Annotated in this window: 19 protein-coding genes; 11 read left to right on the top strand and 8 right to left on the bottom strand. The window is 70.9% G+C overall.

Annotated elements, in window-relative coordinates:
- Positions 1-148 precede the first annotated feature (148 nt).
- The 3 genes from CEK69_RS14380 (at position 149) to CEK69_RS14370 (ending at position 6224) form a co-directional block, all read left to right on the top strand.
- A complete protein-coding gene (locus CEK69_RS14380) occupies positions 149-2380 on the top strand; it encodes a DUF1631 family protein (protein WP_191091422.1) in 2232 nt (743 codons plus the stop codon).
- Positions 2381-2603: 223 nt separating this feature from the next.
- Positions 2604-4919 (top strand): DUF1631 domain-containing protein, encoded by a 2316-nt coding sequence (locus CEK69_RS14375; RefSeq protein ID WP_152246306.1) that lies wholly within the window; start codon positions 2604-2606, stop codon positions 4917-4919.
- A gap of 225 nt (positions 4920-5144) precedes the next feature.
- Positions 5145-6224 (top strand): NAD(P) transhydrogenase subunit alpha, encoded by a 1080-nt coding sequence (locus tag CEK69_RS14370; protein WP_017908585.1) that lies wholly within the window; start codon positions 5145-5147, stop codon positions 6222-6224.
- Positions 6225-6450: 226 nt separating this feature from the next.
- On the opposite strand, the gene CEK69_RS14365 is transcribed toward CEK69_RS14370, so the two are convergent.
- From CEK69_RS14365 to CEK69_RS14355, 3 genes are read right to left on the bottom strand one after another with little or no spacing between them, the layout of a single operon-like run.
- Positions 6451-6951: a DUF3106 domain-containing protein gene (locus tag CEK69_RS14365; RefSeq protein WP_193313998.1), complete on the bottom strand. Its 501-nt coding sequence runs from the start codon at positions 6949-6951 to the stop codon at positions 6451-6453.
- 5 nt (positions 6952-6956) lie between these two features.
- Complete coding sequence (locus tag CEK69_RS14360; RefSeq protein WP_152246302.1) at positions 6957-7367, bottom strand: hypothetical protein; 411 nt, start codon at positions 7365-7367, stop codon at positions 6957-6959.
- The gene (locus tag CEK69_RS14355) at positions 7364-7939 is read right to left on the bottom strand and encodes an RNA polymerase sigma factor (RefSeq protein ID WP_017909518.1); all 576 of its coding nucleotides are present in this window, start codon (positions 7937-7939) and stop codon (positions 7364-7366) included. The genes CEK69_RS14360 and CEK69_RS14355 overlap by 4 nt, the downstream gene beginning before the upstream one ends.
- Before the next feature lie 164 nt (positions 7940-8103).
- Here CEK69_RS14355 and CEK69_RS14350 point away from each other — a divergent pair, with 164 nt between their 5' ends.
- Complete coding sequence (locus tag CEK69_RS14350) at positions 8104-8415, top strand: NAD(P) transhydrogenase subunit alpha (RefSeq protein ID WP_010341238.1); 312 nt, start codon at positions 8104-8106, stop codon at positions 8413-8415.
- 131 nt (positions 8416-8546) lie between these two features.
- Positions 8547-9989 (top strand): NAD(P)(+) transhydrogenase (Re/Si-specific) subunit beta, encoded by a 1443-nt coding sequence (locus CEK69_RS14345; RefSeq protein WP_152238582.1) that lies wholly within the window; start codon positions 8547-8549, stop codon positions 9987-9989.
- A 174-nt stretch (positions 9990-10163) separates the two neighbouring features.
- Here CEK69_RS14345 and CEK69_RS14340 read toward each other — a convergent pair whose 3' ends face one another.
- Positions 10164-10583: a hypothetical protein gene (locus CEK69_RS14340; protein ID WP_017916700.1), complete on the bottom strand. Its 420-nt coding sequence runs from the start codon at positions 10581-10583 to the stop codon at positions 10164-10166.
- A gap of 105 nt (positions 10584-10688) precedes the next feature.
- Between CEK69_RS14340 and sufT the strand changes: the two genes are divergently transcribed.
- From sufT to CEK69_RS14320, 4 genes are all read left to right on the top strand, one after another.
- The gene (gene sufT, locus CEK69_RS14335; protein ID WP_017909071.1) at positions 10689-11240 is read left to right on the top strand and encodes a putative Fe-S cluster assembly protein SufT; all 552 of its coding nucleotides are present in this window, start codon (positions 10689-10691) and stop codon (positions 11238-11240) included.
- A 109-nt stretch (positions 11241-11349) separates the two neighbouring features.
- Positions 11350-12450: a branched-chain amino acid aminotransferase gene (locus tag CEK69_RS14330; protein WP_152246300.1), complete on the top strand. Its 1101-nt coding sequence runs from the start codon at positions 11350-11352 to the stop codon at positions 12448-12450.
- A gap of 578 nt (positions 12451-13028) precedes the next feature.
- Positions 13029-14801: a S8 family peptidase gene (locus CEK69_RS14325; RefSeq protein WP_017909072.1), complete on the top strand. Its 1773-nt coding sequence runs from the start codon at positions 13029-13031 to the stop codon at positions 14799-14801.
- Positions 14802-15178: 377 nt separating this feature from the next.
- Positions 15179-16870: a S8 family peptidase gene (locus CEK69_RS14320; protein ID WP_152246298.1), complete on the top strand. Its 1692-nt coding sequence runs from the start codon at positions 15179-15181 to the stop codon at positions 16868-16870.
- Positions 16871-16876: 6 nt separating this feature from the next.
- Here CEK69_RS14320 and ybaK read toward each other — a convergent pair whose 3' ends face one another.
- The 4 genes from ybaK to wrbA form a co-directional block, all read right to left on the bottom strand.
- Positions 16877-17350, bottom strand: coding sequence for a Cys-tRNA(Pro) deacylase (gene ybaK, locus CEK69_RS14315; protein WP_017909074.1), 474 nt, complete (start codon positions 17348-17350; stop codon positions 16877-16879).
- 9 nt (positions 17351-17359) lie between these two features.
- Entirely contained in the window at positions 17360-17845 is a 486-nt protein-coding gene (locus CEK69_RS14310; RefSeq protein WP_017909075.1) for an asparaginase domain-containing protein, read from the bottom strand.
- A gap of 79 nt (positions 17846-17924) precedes the next feature.
- Entirely contained in the window at positions 17925-18281 is a 357-nt protein-coding gene (locus CEK69_RS14305; protein ID WP_152246296.1) for a DUF2069 domain-containing protein, read from the bottom strand.
- The gene (wrbA, locus tag CEK69_RS14300; RefSeq protein ID WP_152246294.1) at positions 18278-18874 is read right to left on the bottom strand and encodes an NAD(P)H:quinone oxidoreductase; all 597 of its coding nucleotides are present in this window, start codon (positions 18872-18874) and stop codon (positions 18278-18280) included. The genes CEK69_RS14305 and wrbA overlap by 4 nt, the downstream gene beginning before the upstream one ends.
- 76 nt (positions 18875-18950) lie before the next feature.
- Between wrbA and CEK69_RS14295 the strand changes: the two genes are divergently transcribed.
- Positions 18951-20225 (top strand): YihY family inner membrane protein, encoded by a 1275-nt coding sequence (locus CEK69_RS14295; protein ID WP_043093046.1) that lies wholly within the window; start codon positions 18951-18953, stop codon positions 20223-20225.
- 23 nt (positions 20226-20248) lie between these two features.
- A complete protein-coding gene (locus CEK69_RS14290; protein WP_226975176.1) occupies positions 20249-20869 on the top strand; it encodes a TlpA disulfide reductase family protein in 621 nt (206 codons plus the stop codon).
- The last annotated feature ends 5 nt before the right edge of the window (positions 20870-20874 follow it).

Genomic DNA, 20874 nt, shown 5'->3' with positions numbered 1-20874 from the left:
ATTCCGTGGGGCGGGCGCGGAATTATAGTCGGGCGCTCGTAGGCGGCAGCGGATGCCGCAGTTACACGGACAATCGCGTTGAGTTGCTGATCTGCCGCTAGCTTCCGAATTGACGTCGGTCTCACTGCTGCCTGCGTATCACACTGCCATGACCCTTGCTGAATACGCTGAAGAGTTGTCGCCCAGCCGCAACGCGGATCTGCTCGATCAGGTCCGGGATGTGGTGTCGGTTCCGCTCGCCGGCGCTTTCGGCGAGGTGCTGGATGTGCTGGCCGAAGCGCTGTTCCGCATGGCCGAGCGCGCCGGGCCGACCCAGAACGATTATTTCGAGGCGATCCAGCTGCTGCGCCAGCAGCGCGAGCCGATCGCCGCGCGCTTCCGCGCGCACCTGGCCCAGGCCTGGCAGGCGCTGGAAGCCGGCCGTCCGCTGTCGGTGGAGCGCAGTCTGGCGCGCGAGCGCGGCGACCTCAGCCTGGTTTCGGAACAGGAACTGGACGTGCGCCTGGCGGTGCGCAACCTGGCCGGGGCGATCCAGCACCGCTGGCGGCCGGAGCTGATGCGGCTGAACCGGTTCCTCGGCTTCATCGCCGGCGGCCAGCGCATCGATGCCGACAACAACCCGTTCGGCCCAGAGCACGTGGGCGCGGCGGTGTACGCGGCGCTGCACGGGCTGGTGCTGGCGCCGCAGGTGCAACTGGCGATCGTCAAGATCTGCGAGCAGGAACTGCAGGAGCGCGTCGGCGAACTGTATGCGCAACTGGAGCAGCGCCTGAACGAGGTCGCGCGCGCCCGTGCGCTGCCGAGCGGGCGCCCGCGCCGCCGCGCCATCCCGCGCCTGGGCGCGAGCGAGGACGAGGCGGCGCCGGACTGGATCAGCCGCTTCTTCGAGAACTGGGACACCGCCGCGCCGCTGTCGGCGGCGCAGCGCCGCGCCGCGCGCGCCCTGGACGCGCACGCGCGCAACGAGCAGGAGGTGCTGCCGCCGGCGCTGCGCGCGCTGCTGCACGAGGCGCAGCCGGACGCGGGCCCGGGCGACGGCCGGCGCTGCCTGTCGCCGCGCGAGCTGCTGTCGGTGCTGTCGTTGCTGCAGACCATGCCGTTGGCCGGATTCGCCGCGGTCTGCGAACACGGCGGCCCGCTGGCGCTGGGCCTGCGCCGGCAGATCGCCGGTATCGGCGCCTCGCTCGGCCTGGACCCGGCCAGCACCTGCCTGGATCCGGCCGATGCCGACACCCTCGATCTGGTCGGCCTGCTGTTCGATGTGATGCTGGAGGAATGCGTGCTGCAACCCGCGCAGCGCGAGCTGCTGGGGCAGATGCTGGTGCCGATGGCCAAGGTGGCCCTGATCGACGGGCGCCTGTTCGTGCGCGACGGGCATCCGGCGCGGCGCCTGCTCAACCTGCTCGCCGACGCCTGTGACGGCAATGCCGGCAGCACCGGCCCGGAGCAGGCGCTGCTGGCGCAGGCGCAGGCGGCGGTGGAGCGGGTGGTGCGCGATTTCGACGAGCACCTGGCGGTGTTCCTGGCGCTGGAGGCCGAGTTCGGCAGCGCCTACGAGCAGTACCGGCGCCGGGTGGAGATCGCCGAGCGGCGCGCGGCCGAACTGCAACGGGCGGAGGAGCGCCGCGAGGTCGCCCGGCAGCGCGCCGCGCAGGCCCTGCACGATCTGCTGCAACAGGCCGGCGACGACCTGACCGTGCCGCTGCCCATCGAGGCCTTCCTGCGCCAGTCCTGGTGCCAGTACGTGCAGCAGTCGGCCTTGCGCGACGACGGTCAGGGCAGCGCGCTCGCCGCGGCGCTGGCGCTGGGCGATGCGGTGCTGGCGCAGTGCCGCCAGGCCCGGAACGGTGCGGTGCCGGTAGAAGGCTGGCTGCAGCCGCAACATGCCGAGCTGACCCGGCTGTGGACCAGCGTCGGCCTGGACGCCGCGGCGGCCGAAGCCGCCTGGCAGGCCCTGCACACGGCGCTGGACGACCTGGCGCACGCGCGGCCGCTGCAGGCCGCGCTGCCGGCGACGGGCGTGGACGTGCCCGAGCCGCCCGCCGCCGAGACCGTGCCGGCACTGCCGGAACCGGTCCAGGCCACCGATTTCGACCACATCACCGCCGATTACTTCCGTACCCTGCCGCTGGGGACCTGGCTGGACTTCGTCGACCGCGAAGGCCGCGTGCAGCCCGGCAAGCTGACCTGGGTGAGCCCGATCTCGGCGCGCCTGCTGTTCGTCAACCGCCGCGGCGGGCGGCTGTGCGTCGCCTCGGCCGAGGCGCTGGCAGTGATGGCGCGGCTGGACCGGCTGCGCCTGCATCGCGACGACGATGCCTTCTACAGCGCCATGCAGGGCGTGGTCGACCGCCTGGAACGGGTGGCGGTGGCGGCCTGATCCTCGACGGGCGTGCCGTATTCATGCCGCATTGCCGCCCTAGTGACGCCTTCCATGCCTACGATCCTGCACGAGGTCACGTTCTGGAGCCAGAAATGCGCAGCGCATCACGGTCGCTGTTCAGACACCTTGCCTACCATGCAGGAGCGGAAACAGGGGCCGCGTCCGATCGTCTTCCACCTTCCTTCTATCTGGCGCCGTCCATGGCGCGGAGCCGTCGCGCATGAGTTTCAGCCCCAGCCCGCACGCACACCCGGCGCGTGACCCGCGCCTGTTGACGCAGGCGCGCGAGGGCATGCTGCCAGTGCTGGGCCAGGCCTTCGCCGCGGCGCTGGCGCATTTCGACGACGTGCTGTTCGATCGCGCCGAGAGTGCCGGCGCGTCGCAGTTGCTGTTCCTCGACGGCATGCGCGAACTGCGCCGTCGTCGCGACGAGATCGCCGCGCGCTTCCGCGCCCAGTTGCATACCGCCTGGGAAGCGCTGGAGGCCGGCGCGCCGCTCTCGGCCGAAGTCGCCCTGGCCGGCTATGGGCAGGGCCTGAGCCTGATCTCCGAACACGAGCTGGAATCGCGGCTGGCGGTACGCAACCTCGCCAGCGTGCTGCTGCGCGAATGGAAGCCGGTGCTGACCCGCATCGACCGGCGCCTGGGCTGGATCGCCGGCGGCCTGGAGCTGGATGCGGACACCAATCCGATCGGCCCCGAACACATCGGCGTGGCCGTGCATGCCGCGTTCTCCACCAGCGACCTGGCCCCGGAAGTGCGGCTGGTGCTGATCAAGCTGTGCGAACGCGACTTCACCGCCGGGGTCGGCAAGCTCTACCAGGACCTGGACGACAGCCTCGCCCAGGCCGGGATCATGCCGGAGATCTCGCGGCCGCGACCGCCGCCGCCGCCGCGGCGCGCACCGCCGCCGGAGCAGCGCCCGCCGCGCGAGGCAGGCGCTGCCGGGGATGGCGTCGGTGCCGAGCTGGGCGAGGACGAAGAGCACTACGCGCCGGCCTGGGCCAACCGCTTCGTCAACCGCTGGGCCGAGCGCCGCGGCAGCCTGCAGGCCGGCGAGCGCTACGAAGACCCCGAGGCGCGCCTACCCGGCGGTAGCCAGGGCGTGTTGCTGGAGGCGCTGCACGAACTGCTGCAGCAGACCCGCAACGCGCGCGAGAGCGCCACCTCCGCGGCGACCGCGGCAGTCGGCCAGCAACGCCCGCTGAGCCAGCGCGAGATGATGTCGGTGCTGTCGCTGCTGCAGGCCACGCCCAGCGCGACGCTGCGCGCCGCGATCGGCGACGACAGCGAATCGCTGGCGCAGCGGCTCAAGAGCGAGGTGCTGTCCAACGCCACCCAGTTCGGCGTGGACCCGGCGCATGCGCGGCTGGATCCGGTCGACGAGGACGCGATCGACCTGGTCGGCATGCTGTTCGACGTGATGCTCGACGAGCGCGACCTGGAGGGCCGCTCGCGCGAACTGATCGGCCGGCTGGTGGTGCCGTTCGTCAAGGTCGCATTGCTGGACCGGCGCATGTTCGTGCAGAAGACCCATCCGGCGCGACGCCTGCTCAATTCGCTGGCCGAGGCCTGCGAGGGCAACACCGGCGAGAGCCAGGCCGAGCGCGTGCTGATGGGCAAGGTCGAGGAGATCATCGACCGGCTGGTGGCCGAGTTCAACGAGAACCTGGCGATCTTCCTGACCCTGGAAGAGGAATTCCGCGATTTCCTGGTGCAGCACCGCCGCCGCATCGAGATCGCCGAGCGCCGCGCCGCCGAGACCCAGCGCGGCCAGGAGAAGCTGGAACTGGCGCGGCAGCGCGCCGAGGCCGAACTGCAGGTGCGCCTGCAGGGCCGGCCGTTGCCGCAGGCGCTGCAGGATTTCCTGCGGCAGCCGTGGCAGCACCACCTGACCATGGCGATGCTGCGCGAAGGCGAGGGCGGCCCCGGCGTGCGCGATGCGCTGGCGCTGGCCGACGGCCTGCTCGAGGAAGCCGCCGAGGCGCAACGGCACATCGTCGGCAAGCCCTGGCTGCAGGCCTGGCAGGGCGCGCTGCAGCGGGTCTTCGCCAGCGTCGGCCTGCATGCCGAGGCGGCCACGGCCGCGATCGACGCGCTGCACGACACGCTGCAGGCGGTGGCCGAGCTGCGCCCGGAACTGGAGCGGCCGCTGCCGGAGCTGCCGCAGGTGGCGCTGCCGCAGCCGCCGGTGCAGGAGGCGCAACCGGTGGATGTGGCGCCGCCGCAGACCATGGACGATTTCGACAACGCCGATGCCGACCGCTTCCGCACGATGCAGATCGGCACCTGGCTGGATTTCGTCGACCGCGACGGCAAGATGCAGGCCGGCAAGCTGTCGTGGGTGAGCCCGATCTCGTCGCGCCTGCTGTTCGTGAACCGGCGCGGCGTGCGCTTCTGCGTGGCCTCGCCGGAAGAACTGGCGGTGATGGTGCGGCTGGGCCGGCTGCGCGCGCACGTCGACGACGGCGCCTTCGACAGCGCCATGCAGGGCGTCATCGACCGTCTCGATCCGCATAGCGCGACCTTGCACTGAGAGCACCACGGCGGCGCGGGCGATCGCCGCCGTGGCGTTGCACGGGTCGCGTGCTGCTCGGCTGTACGTACACGCCTTCGCCGAGGCGGCGTGCGGCGGGCGCCCTCGGGTCGGGGGCGCCAACGCGCCCGGTCGCCGATGTCCACTTGGCGTGCGCGACGCCTCCACCTGGCGTGCGGACGCTGTAGGATCGGCGCGGACGACAGGCAAGGCACGGGGAATCGCATGGCAGTGCAGGTGCTGGTGGTGAAGGAATCGGCGCAGGGCGAACGCCGCGTGGCGGCGACGCCGGAGACGGTCAAGAAACTGGTCGCCCTGGGCGCGCAGGTGCGGGTCGAGCCGCAGGCCGGCGTGTCGGCCGGCTTCGTCGATGCGGCCTACCTGGCCGCCGGCGCCAGCCTGGCCGATCCCGACAGCCCGGCGCAGGCGGATCTGGTGCTGTGCGTGCAGCCGCTGCCGGCGGTGGCGCTGCAGCAGCTCAAGGAGGGCGCCGGCGTGGTCGGCATCCTGCAGCCGCAGGCCGATCCGGCGCGCGCGGCGGCGCTGCAGGCGCGGCAACTGGTCGCCTTTCCGCTGGAACGGCTGCCGCGCACCACCCGCGCGCAGGCGATGGACGTGCTCAGCTCGCAGGCCGGCATGGCCGGCTACAAGGCGACCCTGATCGCCGCGCAGCTGGCGCCGCGTTTCTTCCCGATGCTGACCACCGCGGCCGGCACCATCCGCCCGTCCAAGGTGCTGATCGTCGGCGCCGGCGTGGCCGGCCTGCAGGCCATCGCCACCGCCAAGCGCCTGGGTGCGCAGGTGGAGGGCTTCGACGTGCGCCCGGAAACACGCGAGCAGATCGAATCGCTGGGCGGCAAGTTTCTCGATCTCGGGGTCAGCGCCGCCGGCGAGGGCGGCTACGCGCGGCAACTCACCGACGACGAGCGCGCGGAGCAGCAGCGTCGCCTGGCCGAGCACCTGAAGGGCATCGACGTGGTGGTGTGCACCGCCGCGGTGCCGGGACGGCCGGCACCAAAGATCCTCAGCGCGGCGATGGTCGCCGGCATGAAGCCCGGCAGCGTGGTGGTGGATCTGGCCGCCGAGACCGGCGGCAACTGCGAACTGACCCGGCCGGGCGAGACCATCGAACACGCCGGCGTGACCATTGCCGGGCCGTTGGATCTGGCCAGCATGGGCGCGGTGCATGCGAGCGAGATGTACGCGCGCAACGTCTACAACTTCGTTGCCCTGTTCCTGAAGGACGGCGCGATCGCCTACGACTGGAACGACGAATTGCTGGCGAAGACGCGCTGGACGGCGTGAGTGCGGCCGCGATGCTTGGGCGCCGGTTCGGGCGGCGCTGATCTGCGGGCAAGGTGAGCCCGTGCAAGAACGGCTTCAGCCGCGACCGGGTTCACCGGGAACGCCGTGGGGGCTGAAGCCGCTCCTGCGAGGCGATTTCTGCGGCGCTGGACTCCATGCGCCGCACACGACGAGGCGAGGGCGCGCGCGCCATGCGCATCGGGCTTGAACCGGCGCCGCGTTTCGCCTACCTGGCAGCATCCGGCGGCGGCAGGTTGTCCGGGCCGGCATTGGCGCGGATCCAGGCGGCGCGTTGTGCCGGCGTCATCGCTTCCCAGCGGTCGCGCAGCGCCTTGCGCTGGTCCGGCGGCAGCGTGCGCATGCGCTCGAACAGCACCCGCGCCTCCTCGCGCTGCTGCGGGGTCATGTCCTCGTAGCGGCGGGCGCCCTTGCGTGCGCGGTCGCGTTGCTCGGGGGTCATCGACTGCCAGCGCTGCGCGTGCTCGAACATGCGTCGGCGTTGCTGCGGGGCATCGTTCCAGCGCTGCCGCAGGGGCGCGATCAGCAGCTGGCGCTGCTGTGGGCTCAGGTGTTCCCAGTCGGGCAGCGGCGGGCCGGAGTCGTCGTCGCGGTCGGCCGCGCTCGGCGGTGGCGGCGGCCCGGGCGGGGGCGGGGCGGCGAAGGCCGCCGGGACGGCAGTGCCGGCCAGCAGCGTCAGCGCCAGGGAGAGACGGATCAGGCGAGTCATCGGGTTCATTCCATTGCCAGCGAGGTATCGGAGCCCAGCCACAGGTACAGGTCGGGATTTTCGTCGAGCATCGCGGTCGCGGCCTGGTCGCTGTCGGCGGCCGCGCCGGCGCGCACCGAGGCGGTCGCGGCCACGGTCGTGGCAGTGGCGGTGGCGACGCTGGCGGTGGTGGTGGTCGGCATCGACGGTGCGGGGCGCAGCAGCAGATGCACGCCCAGGGCCGCGCCGAGCAGCGCCGGGACCGCCGCCAGCAGCCAGCCCCAGCGCCGGCTTGGCGCCGCGTGCGCACGGCTGGCCTGCTGGCGTGCGGCGCGCAGCCGCGCCAGGGTCGGCGCGGGCAGGGCCTGCAAGCCGGCCTGGTGGACGGCGCGCATCTGCGTGTCGAAATCCGCCGGGCGGGTGGGATCGGATGTCATCGGACGTCCTCCAGATGTTTCTGCAGCGCCTCGCGGGCGCGCGACAGATGGGTCTTTACCGAGCCTTCCGAGCAGCCCATCGCGCGTGCGGTGGTGGCCACGTCCAGCTCTTCCAGTACGCGCAGGGTGAAAGCCTCGCGCTGCCGGGCCGGCAAGGCGCGCAGCGCCGTCACCAGCCGCGCATGGGTCTGCCGACGCTCGTGCTGCTCGGACGGATTGGGGCCGTCGTCGGCCCAGTCCGGCGGGCTGTCCGCGTCACGCTCGCTGGTCGGCGCCCAGAAGCGCAGGCGGAAGGTGCGGCGGCGCTGCAGGTCGATGATGCGCCGGCGCAGGATGCTCCAGAACAGCGGCGTCCATTCCTGCGCCGGGCGCTCGCGGTAGGCCAGCAGCTTGATCATCGCGTCCTGCACCGCGTCCAGCGCGTCCTCGCGCTGGCGCAGTCCGGCTTCGGCGAAGCGGAACGCGCGCGGCCCGATCTCGGCCAGGAACGCGTCCAGCGACGCCGGCAGCGGGCGCTGTTCGGTGTCGGCATCGGTCGAAGGCGGTGCGAGGGCGGGCGTGCTCACCAGCACAGCTTAGCTTCCGGCAGGGGGATGCCGTGGTTAACGCGCGGTGGCGGGCGTGGTTGACCGGCCCGGCCTGGCGGCCTTCGCGCAACCGCACGCCGGCATCGCACAGCGGTTCAGCACGCGGTTATGATGCGGCGGACGGGCGCGGCGCCCGGGAGAATGGTGCGATGAGCGACGGGTTCGTGGCCTTGTACATCTTCATGCTGGCGGCCATCGCCGGGCATGTGATCATCTCGCGGGTGCCGGTGATCCTGCACACCCCGCTGATGTCCGGTTCCAACTTCATCCACGGCATCGTCCTGATCGGCGCGATGGTGGTGCTGGGGCATGCCGACACCACCCTGGAGAAAGCCATCGGCTTCGTCGCGGTGCTGCTCGGCGCCGGCAATGCCGCCGGCGGCTATGTGGTGACCGAGCGCATGCTGGACATGTTCAAGTCCAGCAAGCCGGATGCGGCCAAGACCAAGGCGAAGGATTGAATGCGCGGCATCGGCGCACCGCCGCGGCGTTGGCCGTGGCCGTCCTGCTGGCACCGCTCGGCCTCGCGCCGGGCGTCCTCTCGTACTTTCTGCCACTCGGGCAGATGTCCTTTTTCGGAGCACGCGTGCTGATGGAACTGTTGCCGATCCTGATCAAGAGCAGCTATCTGGTCGCCGCCACCCTGTTCCTGCTCGGCCTGCAGCGCATGGCCTCGCCCAGGACCGCGCGCAGCGGCATCCGCTGGGCCGGTTTCGGCATGCTGCTGGCGACTGCCGCCACCTTCCTGCTGCCGGGTCTGCACAACCTGCCGCTGATCGTGCTGGCGATCGTGCTCGGCACCGCCGCGGCGTGGATCTCCGCCAAGAAGGTGGCGATCACCGACATGCCGCAGATGGTCGCGCTGTACAACGGCATGGGCGGCGGCTCGGCGGCGGCGATCGGTGCGGTGGAGCTGCTGCGCTTCTCGTTCCTGATGCGCCGCGATACCACGCACTGGAGCGAGGCCGCGATCGCCGCGCTGGCCGCGCGCCAGCCGGATGCGACCACGCTGGCGCTGGCGGTGATCGGCTCGGCGATCGGCGCGGTGTCGCTGTCCGGCTCGATCATCGCCTGGGCCAAGCTCGACGGGCGCCTGGACAAGCGCGTCACCTTCCCCGCGCAGCAGGTGTTCAATCTGCTGGTGTGCGTGGCGATGCTGGGCGTGGGCGCCTGGGCCGCGATCAGCCTGAGTCCGCTGGCGATCGTGCTGTTCTTCGTGCTGGCGCTGGCCCTGGGCGTGCTGATGACGCTGCCGATCGGCGGCGCCGACATGCCGGTGGTGATCTCGCTGTACAACGCCTTCACCGGCCTGGCGGTGGCCTTCGAGGGCTACGTGCTCGGCAACGAGGCGCTGATCATCGCCGGCATGATGGTCGGCGCGGCCGGCATCCTGCTGACCCGGCTGATGGCCAAGGCGATGAACCGGCCGATCCGCGGCGTGCTGTTCTCCAACTTCGGCGGCGGCGGCCAGGCGCAGGCGATCGCCGGCAGCCAGAAGCCGATCGAGGCCGGCGACGTGGCGGCGATGATGGCCTACGCCGAGCGCGTGGTGATCGTGCCGGGCTACGGCATGGCGGTGGCGCAGGCACAGCACAAGATCTGGGAACTGGCGCAGCGGCTGATCGAGCGCGGGGTCAAGGTCAAGTTCGCGATCCACCCGGTGGCCGGGCGCATGCCCGGGCACATGAACGTGCTGCTGGCCGAGGCCGGCGTGCCCTACGACCTGATCGCCGACATGGACGACATCAACCCCGAGTTCGCCAGCACCGACGTGTCGCTGGTGATCGGCGCCAACGACGTGGTCAATCCGGTGGCCAAGACCGACCCGGCCAGCCCGATCTACGGCATGCCGATCCTGGACGTGGTCAATTCCAGGAACGTCATCGTCATCAAGCGCGGCAAGGGCACCGGCTTTGCCGGCATCGAGAACGCGCTGTTCTATGCCGACAACACCCGCATGCTGTACGGCGACGGCGCCGAGGCGGCCGGCGCCCTGGTCAGCGAACTGAAGGCGCTGGATGGCGGCGGGCATTGAGCCGTTGCGGGCGGAGTGGCGGGGCAGGGGTGACGTAGCGAGCGCGGGGCGCAGGAGCGGCTTCGGCCGCGCCTACAAAAACGATGGGCCTCATGGCCAAGGCGGATGATCGGGGGGTGATCAGGCCGCAACCATCATCGCCACCCAGCGGCGTCCGCCGCGCTCCGGCCGTGCTCAGCGCGCGCTGAAATACGCCGTGGCCACGCCGATGCCCAGCCACAGCAGGTCGCCCGGGCTGTTGGCCAGCACGGTCAGGGTCCAGGCGTAGTGGGCGCCCATCTTCAGCGACGAATCCCAGACGTTCAGGCCCAGCCCCGCGCCCATCTGCGCGGCGGCGATGCCCCAGTTGGCGGCGACGATCACCAGCACCGTGGCGCTCATCGCCACGGCGATGCGCAGCGGGCCGCGCGGCAGGTTGCCCAAACGCAGCATCCAGGCGATCTCCAGCGCCACCACCACGGCCATCCAGCCGGCCTGGCGACCCAGCGACAGCGCCACCAGCAACCATGCGATCAGCGCGGTGAAACAGCCCATGGCGAGCAGCAGGGGCCACAGCCAGTGCGAGGGCCTGGCCGGCGTGGAGGAAGGCGGCATTCGATGTTCCCGGAGAAGGCGTACAGGATACTTCCGGCGCGCGCCCCGCGCACTCGGATAAACTGCACGACTTGCACCGGCGGGGCCTGGCCCCATATCGCCCCCATGTACTCACGCAGCAGCGAACCTGTCCAATTCGAACGCGATTGCGCCGCGGTGATGGTGCCGCAGGGCGACGCGGTGACCCTGCCCGCCGGCAGCTACGGCTATATCACCCAGGCCCTGGGCGGCAGCTACACGGTGTTCGTGGAGGGCAATCTGTTCCGCATCGCCGGCAAGGACGGCGACGCCATCGGCAAGGAGCCGCCGCCGGGGCTGGAACTGCCCGAGGATGCCGGCGACGAGCAGGTCGAAGCCCTGATCTGGCAGCAGTTGCGCACCTGCTTCGACCCCGAGATCCCGTTCAACATCGTCGATCTGGGGCTGATCTACGACGTGACCATGCATGCGCGCGAGGATGGCCAGCGCACCGTCGAGGTCAAGATGACGCTGACCGCGCCCGGCTGCGGCATGGGCGAGATCCTGGTCGACGACGTGCGCAGCAAGCTGGAAATGATCCCGACCATCGCCGAGGCCGACGTCGAGCTGGTGTTCGATCCGCCGTGGGGCCGGCATATGATGTCCGAGGCCGCGCGCCTGGAAACTGGCATGCTCTGACCCGCGCGCGACGCTTCGCGCGTCGCGACGGAGCCCGATCGGGCGCCGCCGCTGCCGTCGCCACGACGCTGCGGCCCTGGCCATCCCTCGACTACCACAGGAATTCCCGGTGTCCGCTACCGAGCCGTCCACGCAGTTCCGCCTGACCCCGTCCACCGCCGCGCGCAGCGCCGAGGCGCGCGCGCAGATCCTCGCCGCGCCGGGCTTCGGCAACTATTTCACCGACCACATGGTCGCCATCGAATGGAGCCGCGAGCAGGGCTGGCACGACGCCGAAGTGCGCGCCTACGGCCCGCTGGCGCTGGATCCGGCCGCCTCGGTGCTGCACTACGGCCAGGAGATCTTCGAAGGCATCAAGGCCTACCGCCATGCCGACGGCTCGATCTGGACCTTCCGCCCGGAGGCCAACGGCAAGCGCCTGCAGCGCTCGGCGCAGCGCCTGGCGCTGCCGGAGCTGCCGGTGGAGCTGTTCGTGGAATCGCTGCGGCAGCTGATCGCGGTGGATGCGGCGTGGGTGCCGTCGGCGCCGGAGACCAGCCTGTATTTCCGTCCGTTCATGATCGCCAACGAGGCGTTCCTGGGCGTGCGCGCCGCGCAGAAGGCCGGCTACTACGTCATCGCCAGCCCGGCCGGCGCCTATTTCGCCAAGGGCGTGGCGCCGGTGGCGATCTGGCTGTCCACCGACTACGCGCGCGCCGCCAAGGGCGGCACCGGCGCGGCCAAGTGCGGCGGCAACTACGCCGCCTCGCTGCTGCCGCAGCAGCAGGCGCAGGCGCAGGGCTGCTCGCAGGTGCTGTTCCTCGATCCGGTCGAGGGCAAGTACATCGAGGAACTGGGCGGCATGAACGTGTTCCTGGTGATGGGCGACGGCAGCCTGGTCACCCCGGCGCTGTCGGGCAGCATCCTGGAAGGCATCACCCGCGACAGCATCCTGCAACTGGCCCGCGACCGCGGCATGCAGGTGGTGGAGCGGCAGGTGAGCATCGACGAGTGGCGCGACGGCGTGGCCTCGGGCGAGATCGCCGAGGTGTTCGCCTGCGGCACCGCCGCGGTGGTGACCCCGATCGGCCAGCTCAAGGGCAAGGACTTCGCGGTCGGCGACCTGACCGCGCCCGCCGGCCCGGTGACGCTGTCGCTGCGCCAGGAACTCACCGACATCCAGTACGGCCGCGTGGCCGACCGCCACGGCTGGCTGGTGCGGCTGGGCTGAGCCGAGCGCCCAACGCTGGGGCGGCCGTTGGCTGCCCTGGCGAATGGACCTCATGCCACTTGGCGCACGGTCCGACAGCGTCGACCATCGCCGGCGACGTCCGCGCTGGTGCGCCGGGGCGTGCGATGTGTCGCCGCCCCGCCTCCGCATCGCGCCTTCCCGGGAGTCCGCTCCCCGGACATTCCGTGTCCGTCCCGATGTATGGCGCTGCCATGCAGGCGACCTCTGTCGTCTGTATCCACTGTCTCCTTTTCTTGTCCCGTGTGTCGCGCGGGAGCCAAAAATCTGCCCCTGATTTGCCGAGTCTGGCGTCTTTCCATGCTGCACCGCAGCAAAAATGAGGTGCAGTTCTCTTTATGACATCGAAGTTCATTGCATTTCTTCGTTTTGTACAACGGATTTCCGTCACACCCTGCTCCATACGCGCTTGTACTGAGCTAGCGTCGATGAATGGTCGGCAACACGCCATCCGACCGGGCTCGCAACGCACGCCAGGTTCAGGTTTCGACCGGACCGGTGCGGCGCGGAACACCGCCATCAGGCGGCTACTCAACCGAAAGGAAGTCCGAATGTCCGAAATGTCGCATCGTGGGTCGCGCCAGCGTCCGTGGCTGGTCGTGCTGGGCGCGTCCGCTCTCACCTCCCTGCTGTTGGCCACCCCAGCCTTCGCCGGTGACGTGAACCTCTCCGGCCTGTCTTCCGAGCCGACCGTGCAGCGCTTCATCGTCAAGACCCGCGATGCCGCGCCGGTCAGCATCTCCAGCGCGTCCGCCGCCGCTGCGGCGCCCTCGGCGGCGCTGCGCGCGACGCTGCAGTCGGCCGCCGCCGCGCTGCCGGCCAAGAACGGCCGCGCGCTCGGCCTGACCAGCCTGCGCCGCCTGGCGGTGGGTCCGGAAGTGGTCAAGGCCAGCCGTCCGCTGGACCGCGCCGAGGCCGAGACGCTGATGCGGCAGATCGCCGCCGACCCGAACGTCGAATACGTCGAGGTCGACCAGCGCATGACCATCGCGCTGACTCCGAACGATCCGCGCCTGGGCGACCAGTGGGCCTTCGGCACCACCAACGCCGGCATCAACGTGCGCTCGGCCTGGGACAAGGCCAGCGGCGACGGCGTGGTCGTGGCGGTGATCGACACCGGCATCACCAGCCACCCGGACCTCAACGCCAACGTCCTGCAGGGCTACGACTTCATCAGCGATGCGGATTCGGCGCGCGACGGCAACGGCCGCGACAGCAACCCGGCCGACGAAGGCGACTGGGCCGCTGCCGGCGAGTGCTACTCCGGTTCGCCCGCCTCCAATTCCAGCTGGCACGGCACCCATGTGGCCGGCACCATCGCCGCGATCACCAACAACGGCACCGGCGTGGCCGGCACCGCGTTCAAGGCCAAGATCCTGCCGGTGCGCGTGCTCGGCAAGTGCGGCGGCTACACCTCCGACATCGCCGATGCGATCACCTGGGCCTCCGGCGGCACCGTCAGCGGCGTGCCGACCAACCAGAACCCGGCCGAAGTCATCAACATGTCGCTGGGCGGCAGCGGCACCTGCTCGAGCACCTACCAGAACGCCATCAACGGCGCGGTCAGCCGCGGCACCACGGTGGTGGTGGCGGCGGGCAACAGCTCGACCAACGTGTCCAGCTCGGTGCCGGCCAACTGCAACAACGTGATCGCGGTGGCGGCGACCACCTCGTCGCGTGCCAAGGCCAGCTACTCGAACTACGGCGCGGGCATCGACATCTCCGCGCCGGGCTCGAACATCCTGTCCACGCTCAACGACGGCACCACCACCCCGGGCAACCCGAGCTACGCCTCGTACAACGGCACCTCGATGGCGACCCCGCACGTGGCCGGCGTGGTCGCGCTGATGCAGTCGGTGGCGCCGACCGCGCTGACCCCGGCGCAGGTGGAAAGCACCATCAAGAACACCGCGGCCAGCTTCTCCTGCTCGCAGGGGTGCGGCGCCGGCCTGCTCGACGCCAACGCGGCGGTCACCGCGGCGTTGAACGGTGGCAGCAGCGGTGGTGGCGGTGGTGGCGGCAGCAGCAACGAACTGCAGGACGGCGTGGCGGTCACCAACCTCAGCGCCAACAGCGGTTCCTCGTTGAACTACACGGTCAAGGTGCCGTCCGGCGCCAGCAGCCTGGTGGTCACCACCTCCGGCGGCAGCGGCGATGCCGACCTGTACGTGCGCTTCGGCAGCGCGCCGACCGACTCGGCCTACGACTGCCGTCCGTACAAGAACGGCAACAACGAGAGCTGCACCTTCAACTCCCCGCAGGCCGGCACCTACTATGTGCGGGTGAAGGCGTACAGCACGTTCTCCGGTGTCAGCCTGAAGGCCGACTACTGAGGCACTCCGTCGCGGCGGCCGCGCCATGGCCGCCGCGCACCTCCCGGTGCCGGATCGCAGCGGTCGGCCAGGACGCCGCCGCCGCCACTCTCGGTCGCCCCGCGCTTCGGCGCGGGGCTTTTTTGTTTGTGCCGCGTCCGTGTCCGGCCGCCCTGGCCCGGTCGTCTTGATGCATTCCACAGCCGGGCTCGTCGCCGATCAAAGATCTGCACATTGCGCCGCTTGCGCCCTCTACCCGATCCGCGCCTTGCCGCTATCCGCGGTGCAGGACCGTTCTGCGGCTGTCGCGTACGCGGTGGCCGCGGCCTGCACCGCCACGTTCGAACCTGCGCGGTGGACGGCCGACTGCGCCACGTGTACAGCCCGGGGGGAGTCTCATGTTCAAGTACAGCGTGCTTCGGCGCCGCAGCGCCGCGTGCCTTTTGCTGCTGGCAGCCGCCGGCACCGCCGCTGCCGGCGAGATCGGATTGCAGGCGCTGGCGACGACGCCGAATCCACAGCGTTTCATCGTCACCTATCGCGATGGCGCCGCGCCTGCGCTGGCCTCGCGCGCGGCACCGCTGGCGGAGGCCGCGCGCATGTTGCCGGCCCGGCGCGGCCGTGCCCTCGGCCTGGCATCGTTGCGGCGCCTGGCGACCGGTGCCGACGTCATCGCCGCCGATCGCAGCCTGGATCGCGTCGAGGCGGAGACGCTGATGCGGCGCCTGGCCGCCGATCCGGCCGTCGCGCGCGTGGAGGTCGATGTGCTGTTGCGCCCCCTGCTGGTCCCGAACGATCCTGGCCTGTCCCAACAATGGGCGTTCGGAACCGGGACGGCGACGATCAATGTGCGCCCGGCCTGGGATCTGGCGACGGGCAAGGGCGTGGTGGTCGCAGTGCTCGATACCGGCATCACCGCACATCCGGATCTGGCGGCGAACGTGTTGCCGGGCTACGACTTCATCAGCGATCCCCTGGTGGCCGGCGATGGCGGCGGCCGCGACCGTGACGCCGCCGATCCGGGCGATGGCTATCCCGCCAATACCTGCGGTGCCGGCACCCCGGGGGCGAGTTCGAGCTGGCACGGCACGCATGTGGCCGGCACCATCGCCGCGGTCACCAATAATGCCGCCGGTGTCGCCGGCGTCGCCTTCAACGCGAAGCTCCTGCCGGTGCGTGTGCTGGGTAAATGCGGTGGTTATCTCTCCGATGTCGCCGACGCCATTGTCTGGGCGTCCGGCGGCGCCATCGCTGGCGTTCCCGCCAACCCGACGCCGGCGCAGGTCATCAACCTGTCGCTGGGTGCCGCCGGAAGCTGTTCGCCGACGATGGCAGGGGCGATCGCGAGTGCGGTTGCGCGCGGGACCAGCGTCGTCGTCGCTGCGGGCAACAGCAACAGCGATGTCGCCGGCAGCGTGCCCGCCAACTGTCCGAACGTGATCGCGGTGGCCGCGACCACCTCCGCCGGCGCCCGTGCCAGTTTTTCCAACTATGGGGCGGGCGTGGACATTGCCGCTCCCGGACAGGGCATCCTGTCCACGCTCAATACCGGCACGCTGGGGCCGGGGGCGCCGGCGTATGCGTCCTACAGCGGCACCTCGATGGCGGCGCCGCACGTGGCCGGCGTCGCCGCGCTGGTGCTGTCGGCAGCGCTGAATCCGCTGACGCCGGCGGAACTGGAGGCCCGGCTGAAGGCCACCGCCAGCCCGCTGCCGGTGGCGTGCACCGCCGGCTGCGGTGCAGGGCTGGTCAATGCGGGGGCGGCGGTGGCGGCGACAGTGAAGGCGCAGACGCTGGTGCGTGGCGTGCCGATGGGAAATCTGTCGCTCAAGGCGGGAACGTCGCTGTACTACCAGATCACCGTGCCCGCCGGCACGTCGGCGCTGACGCTGGCCCTGAGCGGTGGCAGCGGCAATGCCGATCTGTACCTGCGCGCGGGCGCCCTGCCGACCGATACCGCATACGGTTGCCGGTCGGTCGCCGCCGGTACCACCGAGCGCTGCACGCTGACCTTGCCGGCCGGGCTCTATTACGTGCGGATCAAGGCGGTCACCGCGGTGGCGGGCGTGAGTGCGACCGCGAGTTACTGACGCGCCTCACTCGCACAGGTCGCAGGCACGTGCCTGCAGTGCGTCGAGCACCTGCGCGGCCTCCATTTCCAGCAGCAGGCCGCGCTGCCCGGCGTTGAACCAGACGCTGCCTGCGCCCAGTGCCGTTTGCTCGATCAGCACCGGCGCCGGCCGCTGCTGGCCCAGCGGACTGATGCCGCCGACCTTGTAGCCGGTGCGGCGCTCGGCCTCGGCGGCCTCCATCATCCGCGCCGCCTTGCCGCCCGCGGCGGCGGCCAGTTTCTTCAACTGCACGCGGCGGTCGGACGGGACCACCACGCAGACCGCGCGCGTGTCGACCCAGGCCATCAGACTCTTCAGCACCCGCTCCGGCGGCAGGCCCAGCGCCTGTGCGGCCTGCAGGCCCTTGGCGCCGGCTTCGGCTTCGTAGTCGTAGGGATGCAGCCGGTAGACGACGCCGGCCGCATCCAGCGCCTTGGTTGCGCGCGTGGCCTTGGACATCGTCGCCGCTCAGGCCGCTTCGAAACGGTTCGCCGCCACGTTCTTGCGCACCTTCTGCGGGTCCCAGATGCGCCCGTTCATGGCGATGTAGACGCCGGCCGGCAGCGACTGCACCGCGCCGACCGCGCAGCCGATGTTGAACTCGGCGTCGGAGCCGCGGAAGCGCGCCGGGTTCAGCGCACCGGTCATCACGATGGTCTTGCCCTCGATCGCCTGCAGCACCTTGCCGGTCTGCACCATCGAGTCGGTGCCGTGGGTGATCAGCACATGCCGCGCCGACTGCGCGGCGATGGTGGCGCGGATCAGCTCGCGGTCTTCGTCGGTGATGTGCAGCGAATCCTTGCGGATGATCGGGATCACCGTGAAGCGGAAGGTCACGCCCAGTTCCTTGAGGATCTGGCCGATCTGCGGGTCGCCGATCTGGTAGTCGGACTTGTCGTCGAAGTAGATCTTGTCGATCGTGCCGCCGGTGGTGACGATCAGGAGTTCTTCCATTGCCGTTCCTAGAAGCATGTCGGGGCGCGGCCGTGGCCGCGCAGGCCGTCCATGATACCGGGCGCGGCGGTACGGCCGCTCAGTCGCGCCCGGCCGCGCTGCGGCGGCGGGCGAAGCGTGCGCGGATGCCCGGCGCGCTGGACAGGCCCACCACCAGCAGCGCCAGCAGCAGTTCCGCCCAGCCGTAGCCACGCTGTGGCGGGTGGCTCCAGGCGGTCATCACCCCGTGGCTGAACCACAGCAGCGCGCCGACGCCGCTCCAGAATCGTGCCACTGCCGAGCCGCGCAGCACGCCCACGGCCAGCAACAGCGGCGGCAGCGCGAACACCAGCAGGGCGGCGAGACGGTGGCGATCGTCGTGGAACCAGGTCGCGAACAGTGTTGCCAACGCCAGCAGCGTCGCCCCCAGCGCCACCCGCAGGCGCCCGCCGCTCATGGCGCCGCCAGTCGCTGCGCGATGTCGGCCAGGCGCCGGCCGAGCGCGCGCGCCAGCTGCGCTTCTTCCTCGCTGGGTTGCGGATCGTCGTCGGCGCCGGCGACGTGGCTGGCGCCGTACGGCGTGCCGCCGCTGCGGGTGCTGCTGAGCAGCGGTTCGGTGTAGGGAATGCCGACGATCAGGCAGCCGTGGTGCAGCAGCGGCAGGTGCATCGACAGCAGGGTGGCTTCCTGGCCGCCGTGCAGCGACGCGGTCGAGGTGAACACCGCCGCCGGCTTGCCGGCCAGCGTGCCGCTGGCCCAGTCGGCGCCGAGCCCGTCGATGAAGTGCTTGACCGGCGCGGCCATGTTGCCGAAGCGGGTCGGGCTGCCCAGCGCCAGGCCCACGCACTCGCGCAGGTCGCTGGCGTCCACGTACGGCGCGCCGCTGTCGGGCACCGGCGGTGCGCTGGTCTGGGTGACCGCCGCCACCGGCGGCACGGTGCGCAGGCGCGCGGTCATGCCCGGCACCTCGCCGACGCCGCGCGCGATCTGCCGCGCCAGGCGCGCCACCGAGCCGCCACGGCTGTAGTACAGGACCAGAATCTCGGCCATGCGGCCCTCTCGTGGATCGGAACGACCGCCAGTATCGACGATGCCGGCGTCCATGCGCATCGGGTACCCTTGCCCGATGCAGCCGCTGGACACCGTCAATCTCTGGGCCGATCGCCTGCGCGACCGCGCGCGCATGCGCAGCTTCGCCGGCTTCCTGTGGCGGCGCTTCCTCGACGACCGCCTGTTCCAGGCTGCGGCCTCGCTGGCCTACACCACCATCTTCGCGCTGGTGCCGCTGGCGGTGGTCGTGTTCGGGGTGCTGTCGGCGTTCCCGGTGTTCGACAAGTGGAGCGACCAGCTCAGCGACTACATCTTTTCCAACTTCGTGCCGGCCGCGGCGCGTTCGGTGGAGTCCTACCTGCGGCAGTTCTCGGCCAGCGCCGGGCAACTGACCACCGCCGGTGTGATCGCGCTGGTGGTCTCGCTGCTGATCACCCTCAACAGCGTCGAGCAGACCTTCAACCAGATCTGGCGGGTGGTGTCGGCGCGGCCGCAGCTGACCCGCTTCCTGGTGTACTGGACCGTGCTGACCCTCGGCGCGCTGCTGGCCGCGGCCTCGCTGGCGGTGTCGGCGCGGTTCTTCGCGCTGCCGCTGTTCAAGACCAGCGAGGGCCGGCTGCTGGCGCAGGTGGTGCTGAGCGTGGCGCCGGTGCTGATCGAATTCGTCTGCATCACCCTGGTGTACCGGGTGGTGCCGCATCACACGGTCAAGCTGCGCCATGCGGTGCCGGGTGCACTGCTGGCGGTGCTGCTGCTGGAGCTGGTGAAGTGGGGCCTGAGCCTGTATCTGGGCAGCTTCCAGTCGTACCAGCGCATCTACGGCACGGTCGCGTTCGTGCCGATCTTCCTGCTGTGGATCTACCTGAGCTGGATCGCGATCCTGCTCGGTGCCTCGGTGTCCTCTTCGATCGCCGCCTTCCGCTACCAGCCGGCCTCGATGCGCCTGCCCGCCGGCTACGAGATCTACGGCCTGCTGCGCCTGCTCGGCCGCTTCGCGCAGGCGCGCAGGCAGGGCAGGGGACTGCAGGAGGACCAACTCCTGGAGCTGGAGCCGATGCTGACCGATTCGCTGGTGCAGGAACTGCTGTGCGAACTGGAGCGCATCCGCCTGCTCAGTCGTACCGAGCAGGGCGACTGGATGCTGGCCCGCGACCTGAGCGACGTGCCGGTGGCCGAGCTGTACGAGAACTGCCAACTGCGCATCCCTGTCGTCGAGACCTATTTGCCGTGCCGCGACGACGCCCTGGGCCAGGCGGCGTGCCGCGCGCTGGACGAACTGCGCCTGCCGTTGCGCGACGTGCTCAAGCGTCGCGTCGGCGACCTCTACACCGAGATTGGAGACCTTGCATGACCGCCATGCGCCTGCTGTTCCCGCTGTTCGCCGCTGCCGCCCTGCTGGCCGGGTGCGACCGCCAGCCCACGCCCAAGCCGGCCGACGGCGCCGCGACCACCGCGTCGTCCACCGCGCCCAAGGCGCCGCCCGCCCCGGCAGCGCCGGAGGCGCCCGCCGCGCCGGCGTCCGGGCCGTCCGTGGTGCAGGAGACCCGCCCCGAGCCGAGCCTGAAGATGAAGGCGGTGGACGGCCGCGAGTACGACCTGGCCGCGCACCGCGGGCAGTGGGTGGTGGTGAATTTCTGGGCCACCTGGTGCGCGCCGTGCCTGAAGGAGATGCCGGAGCTGTCGGCGCTGCACGTGATGCGCGACAACATCGAGGTGGTGGGCCTGGCCTACGAAGACATCGAGCCGGCGGAGATGCAGGCGTTCCTGAAGCAGCACCCGGTCGCCTACCCTATCGTCATCGTCGACACCTATGCGCCGCCGGCCGACTTCGCCACCCCGCGCGGCCTGCCGATGACCTACCTGATCGCGCCCGACGGCAAGCTCGCCAAGCAGTTCCTGGGGCCGGTCACCGCCCACGACATCGAAACCGCGATCGCCGCGGCCGGTGGCCCGGCGCCCGGGCAGGGCAAGGGGAAGGGAAAGGCGGCGGGGTGAGGGGG

The sequence above is a fragment of the Xanthomonas sp. LMG 12462 genome (assembly GCF_009192885.1).
Taxonomy (GTDB): domain Bacteria; phylum Pseudomonadota; class Gammaproteobacteria; order Xanthomonadales; family Xanthomonadaceae; genus Xanthomonas_A; species Xanthomonas_A sontii.
This window is presented reverse-complemented; position numbering and strand designations above follow the sequence as displayed.

What these genes read in the sequence shown, in the direction of transcription:
- sufT (WP_017909071.1), top strand. Translation starts at nt 10,689, where the DNA reads ATGTACTCACGCAGCAGCGAACCTGTCCAATTCGAACGCGATTGCGCC.
- CEK69_RS14380 (WP_191091422.1), top strand. Translation starts at nt 149, where the DNA reads ATGACCCTTGCTGAATACGCTGAAGAGTTGTCGCCCAGCCGCAACGCG.
- CEK69_RS14345 (WP_152238582.1), top strand. Translation starts at nt 8,547, where the DNA reads ATGGAACTGTTGCCGATCCTGATCAAGAGCAGCTATCTGGTCGCCGCC.
- CEK69_RS14350 (WP_010341238.1), top strand. Translation starts at nt 8,104, where the DNA reads ATGAGCGACGGGTTCGTGGCCTTGTACATCTTCATGCTGGCGGCCATC.
- CEK69_RS14325 (WP_017909072.1), top strand. Translation starts at nt 13,029, where the DNA reads ATGTCGCATCGTGGGTCGCGCCAGCGTCCGTGGCTGGTCGTGCTGGGC.
- CEK69_RS14340 (WP_017916700.1), bottom strand. Translation starts at nt 10,583, where the DNA reads ATGCCGCCTTCCTCCACGCCGGCCAGGCCCTCGCACTGGCTGTGGCCC.
- CEK69_RS14305 (WP_152246296.1), bottom strand. Translation starts at nt 18,281, where the DNA reads ATGAGCGGCGGGCGCCTGCGGGTGGCGCTGGGGGCGACGCTGCTGGCG.
- wrbA (WP_152246294.1), bottom strand. Translation starts at nt 18,874, where the DNA reads ATGGCCGAGATTCTGGTCCTGTACTACAGCCGTGGCGGCTCGGTGGCG.
- CEK69_RS14360 (WP_152246302.1), bottom strand. Translation starts at nt 7,367, where the DNA reads ATGACATCCGATCCCACCCGCCCGGCGGATTTCGACACGCAGATGCGC.
- CEK69_RS14295 (WP_043093046.1), top strand. Translation starts at nt 18,951, where the DNA reads ATGCAGCCGCTGGACACCGTCAATCTCTGGGCCGATCGCCTGCGCGAC.
- ybaK (WP_017909074.1), bottom strand. Translation starts at nt 17,350, where the DNA reads ATGTCCAAGGCCACGCGCGCAACCAAGGCGCTGGATGCGGCCGGCGTC.
- CEK69_RS14320 (WP_152246298.1), top strand. Translation starts at nt 15,179, where the DNA reads ATGTTCAAGTACAGCGTGCTTCGGCGCCGCAGCGCCGCGTGCCTTTTG.
- CEK69_RS14370 (WP_017908585.1), top strand. Translation starts at nt 5,145, where the DNA reads ATGGCAGTGCAGGTGCTGGTGGTGAAGGAATCGGCGCAGGGCGAACGC.
- CEK69_RS14375 (WP_152246306.1), top strand. Translation starts at nt 2,604, where the DNA reads ATGAGTTTCAGCCCCAGCCCGCACGCACACCCGGCGCGTGACCCGCGC.
- CEK69_RS14310 (WP_017909075.1), bottom strand. Translation starts at nt 17,845, where the DNA reads ATGGAAGAACTCCTGATCGTCACCACCGGCGGCACGATCGACAAGATC.
- CEK69_RS14365 (WP_193313998.1), bottom strand. Translation starts at nt 6,951, where the DNA reads ATGACTCGCCTGATCCGTCTCTCCCTGGCGCTGACGCTGCTGGCCGGC.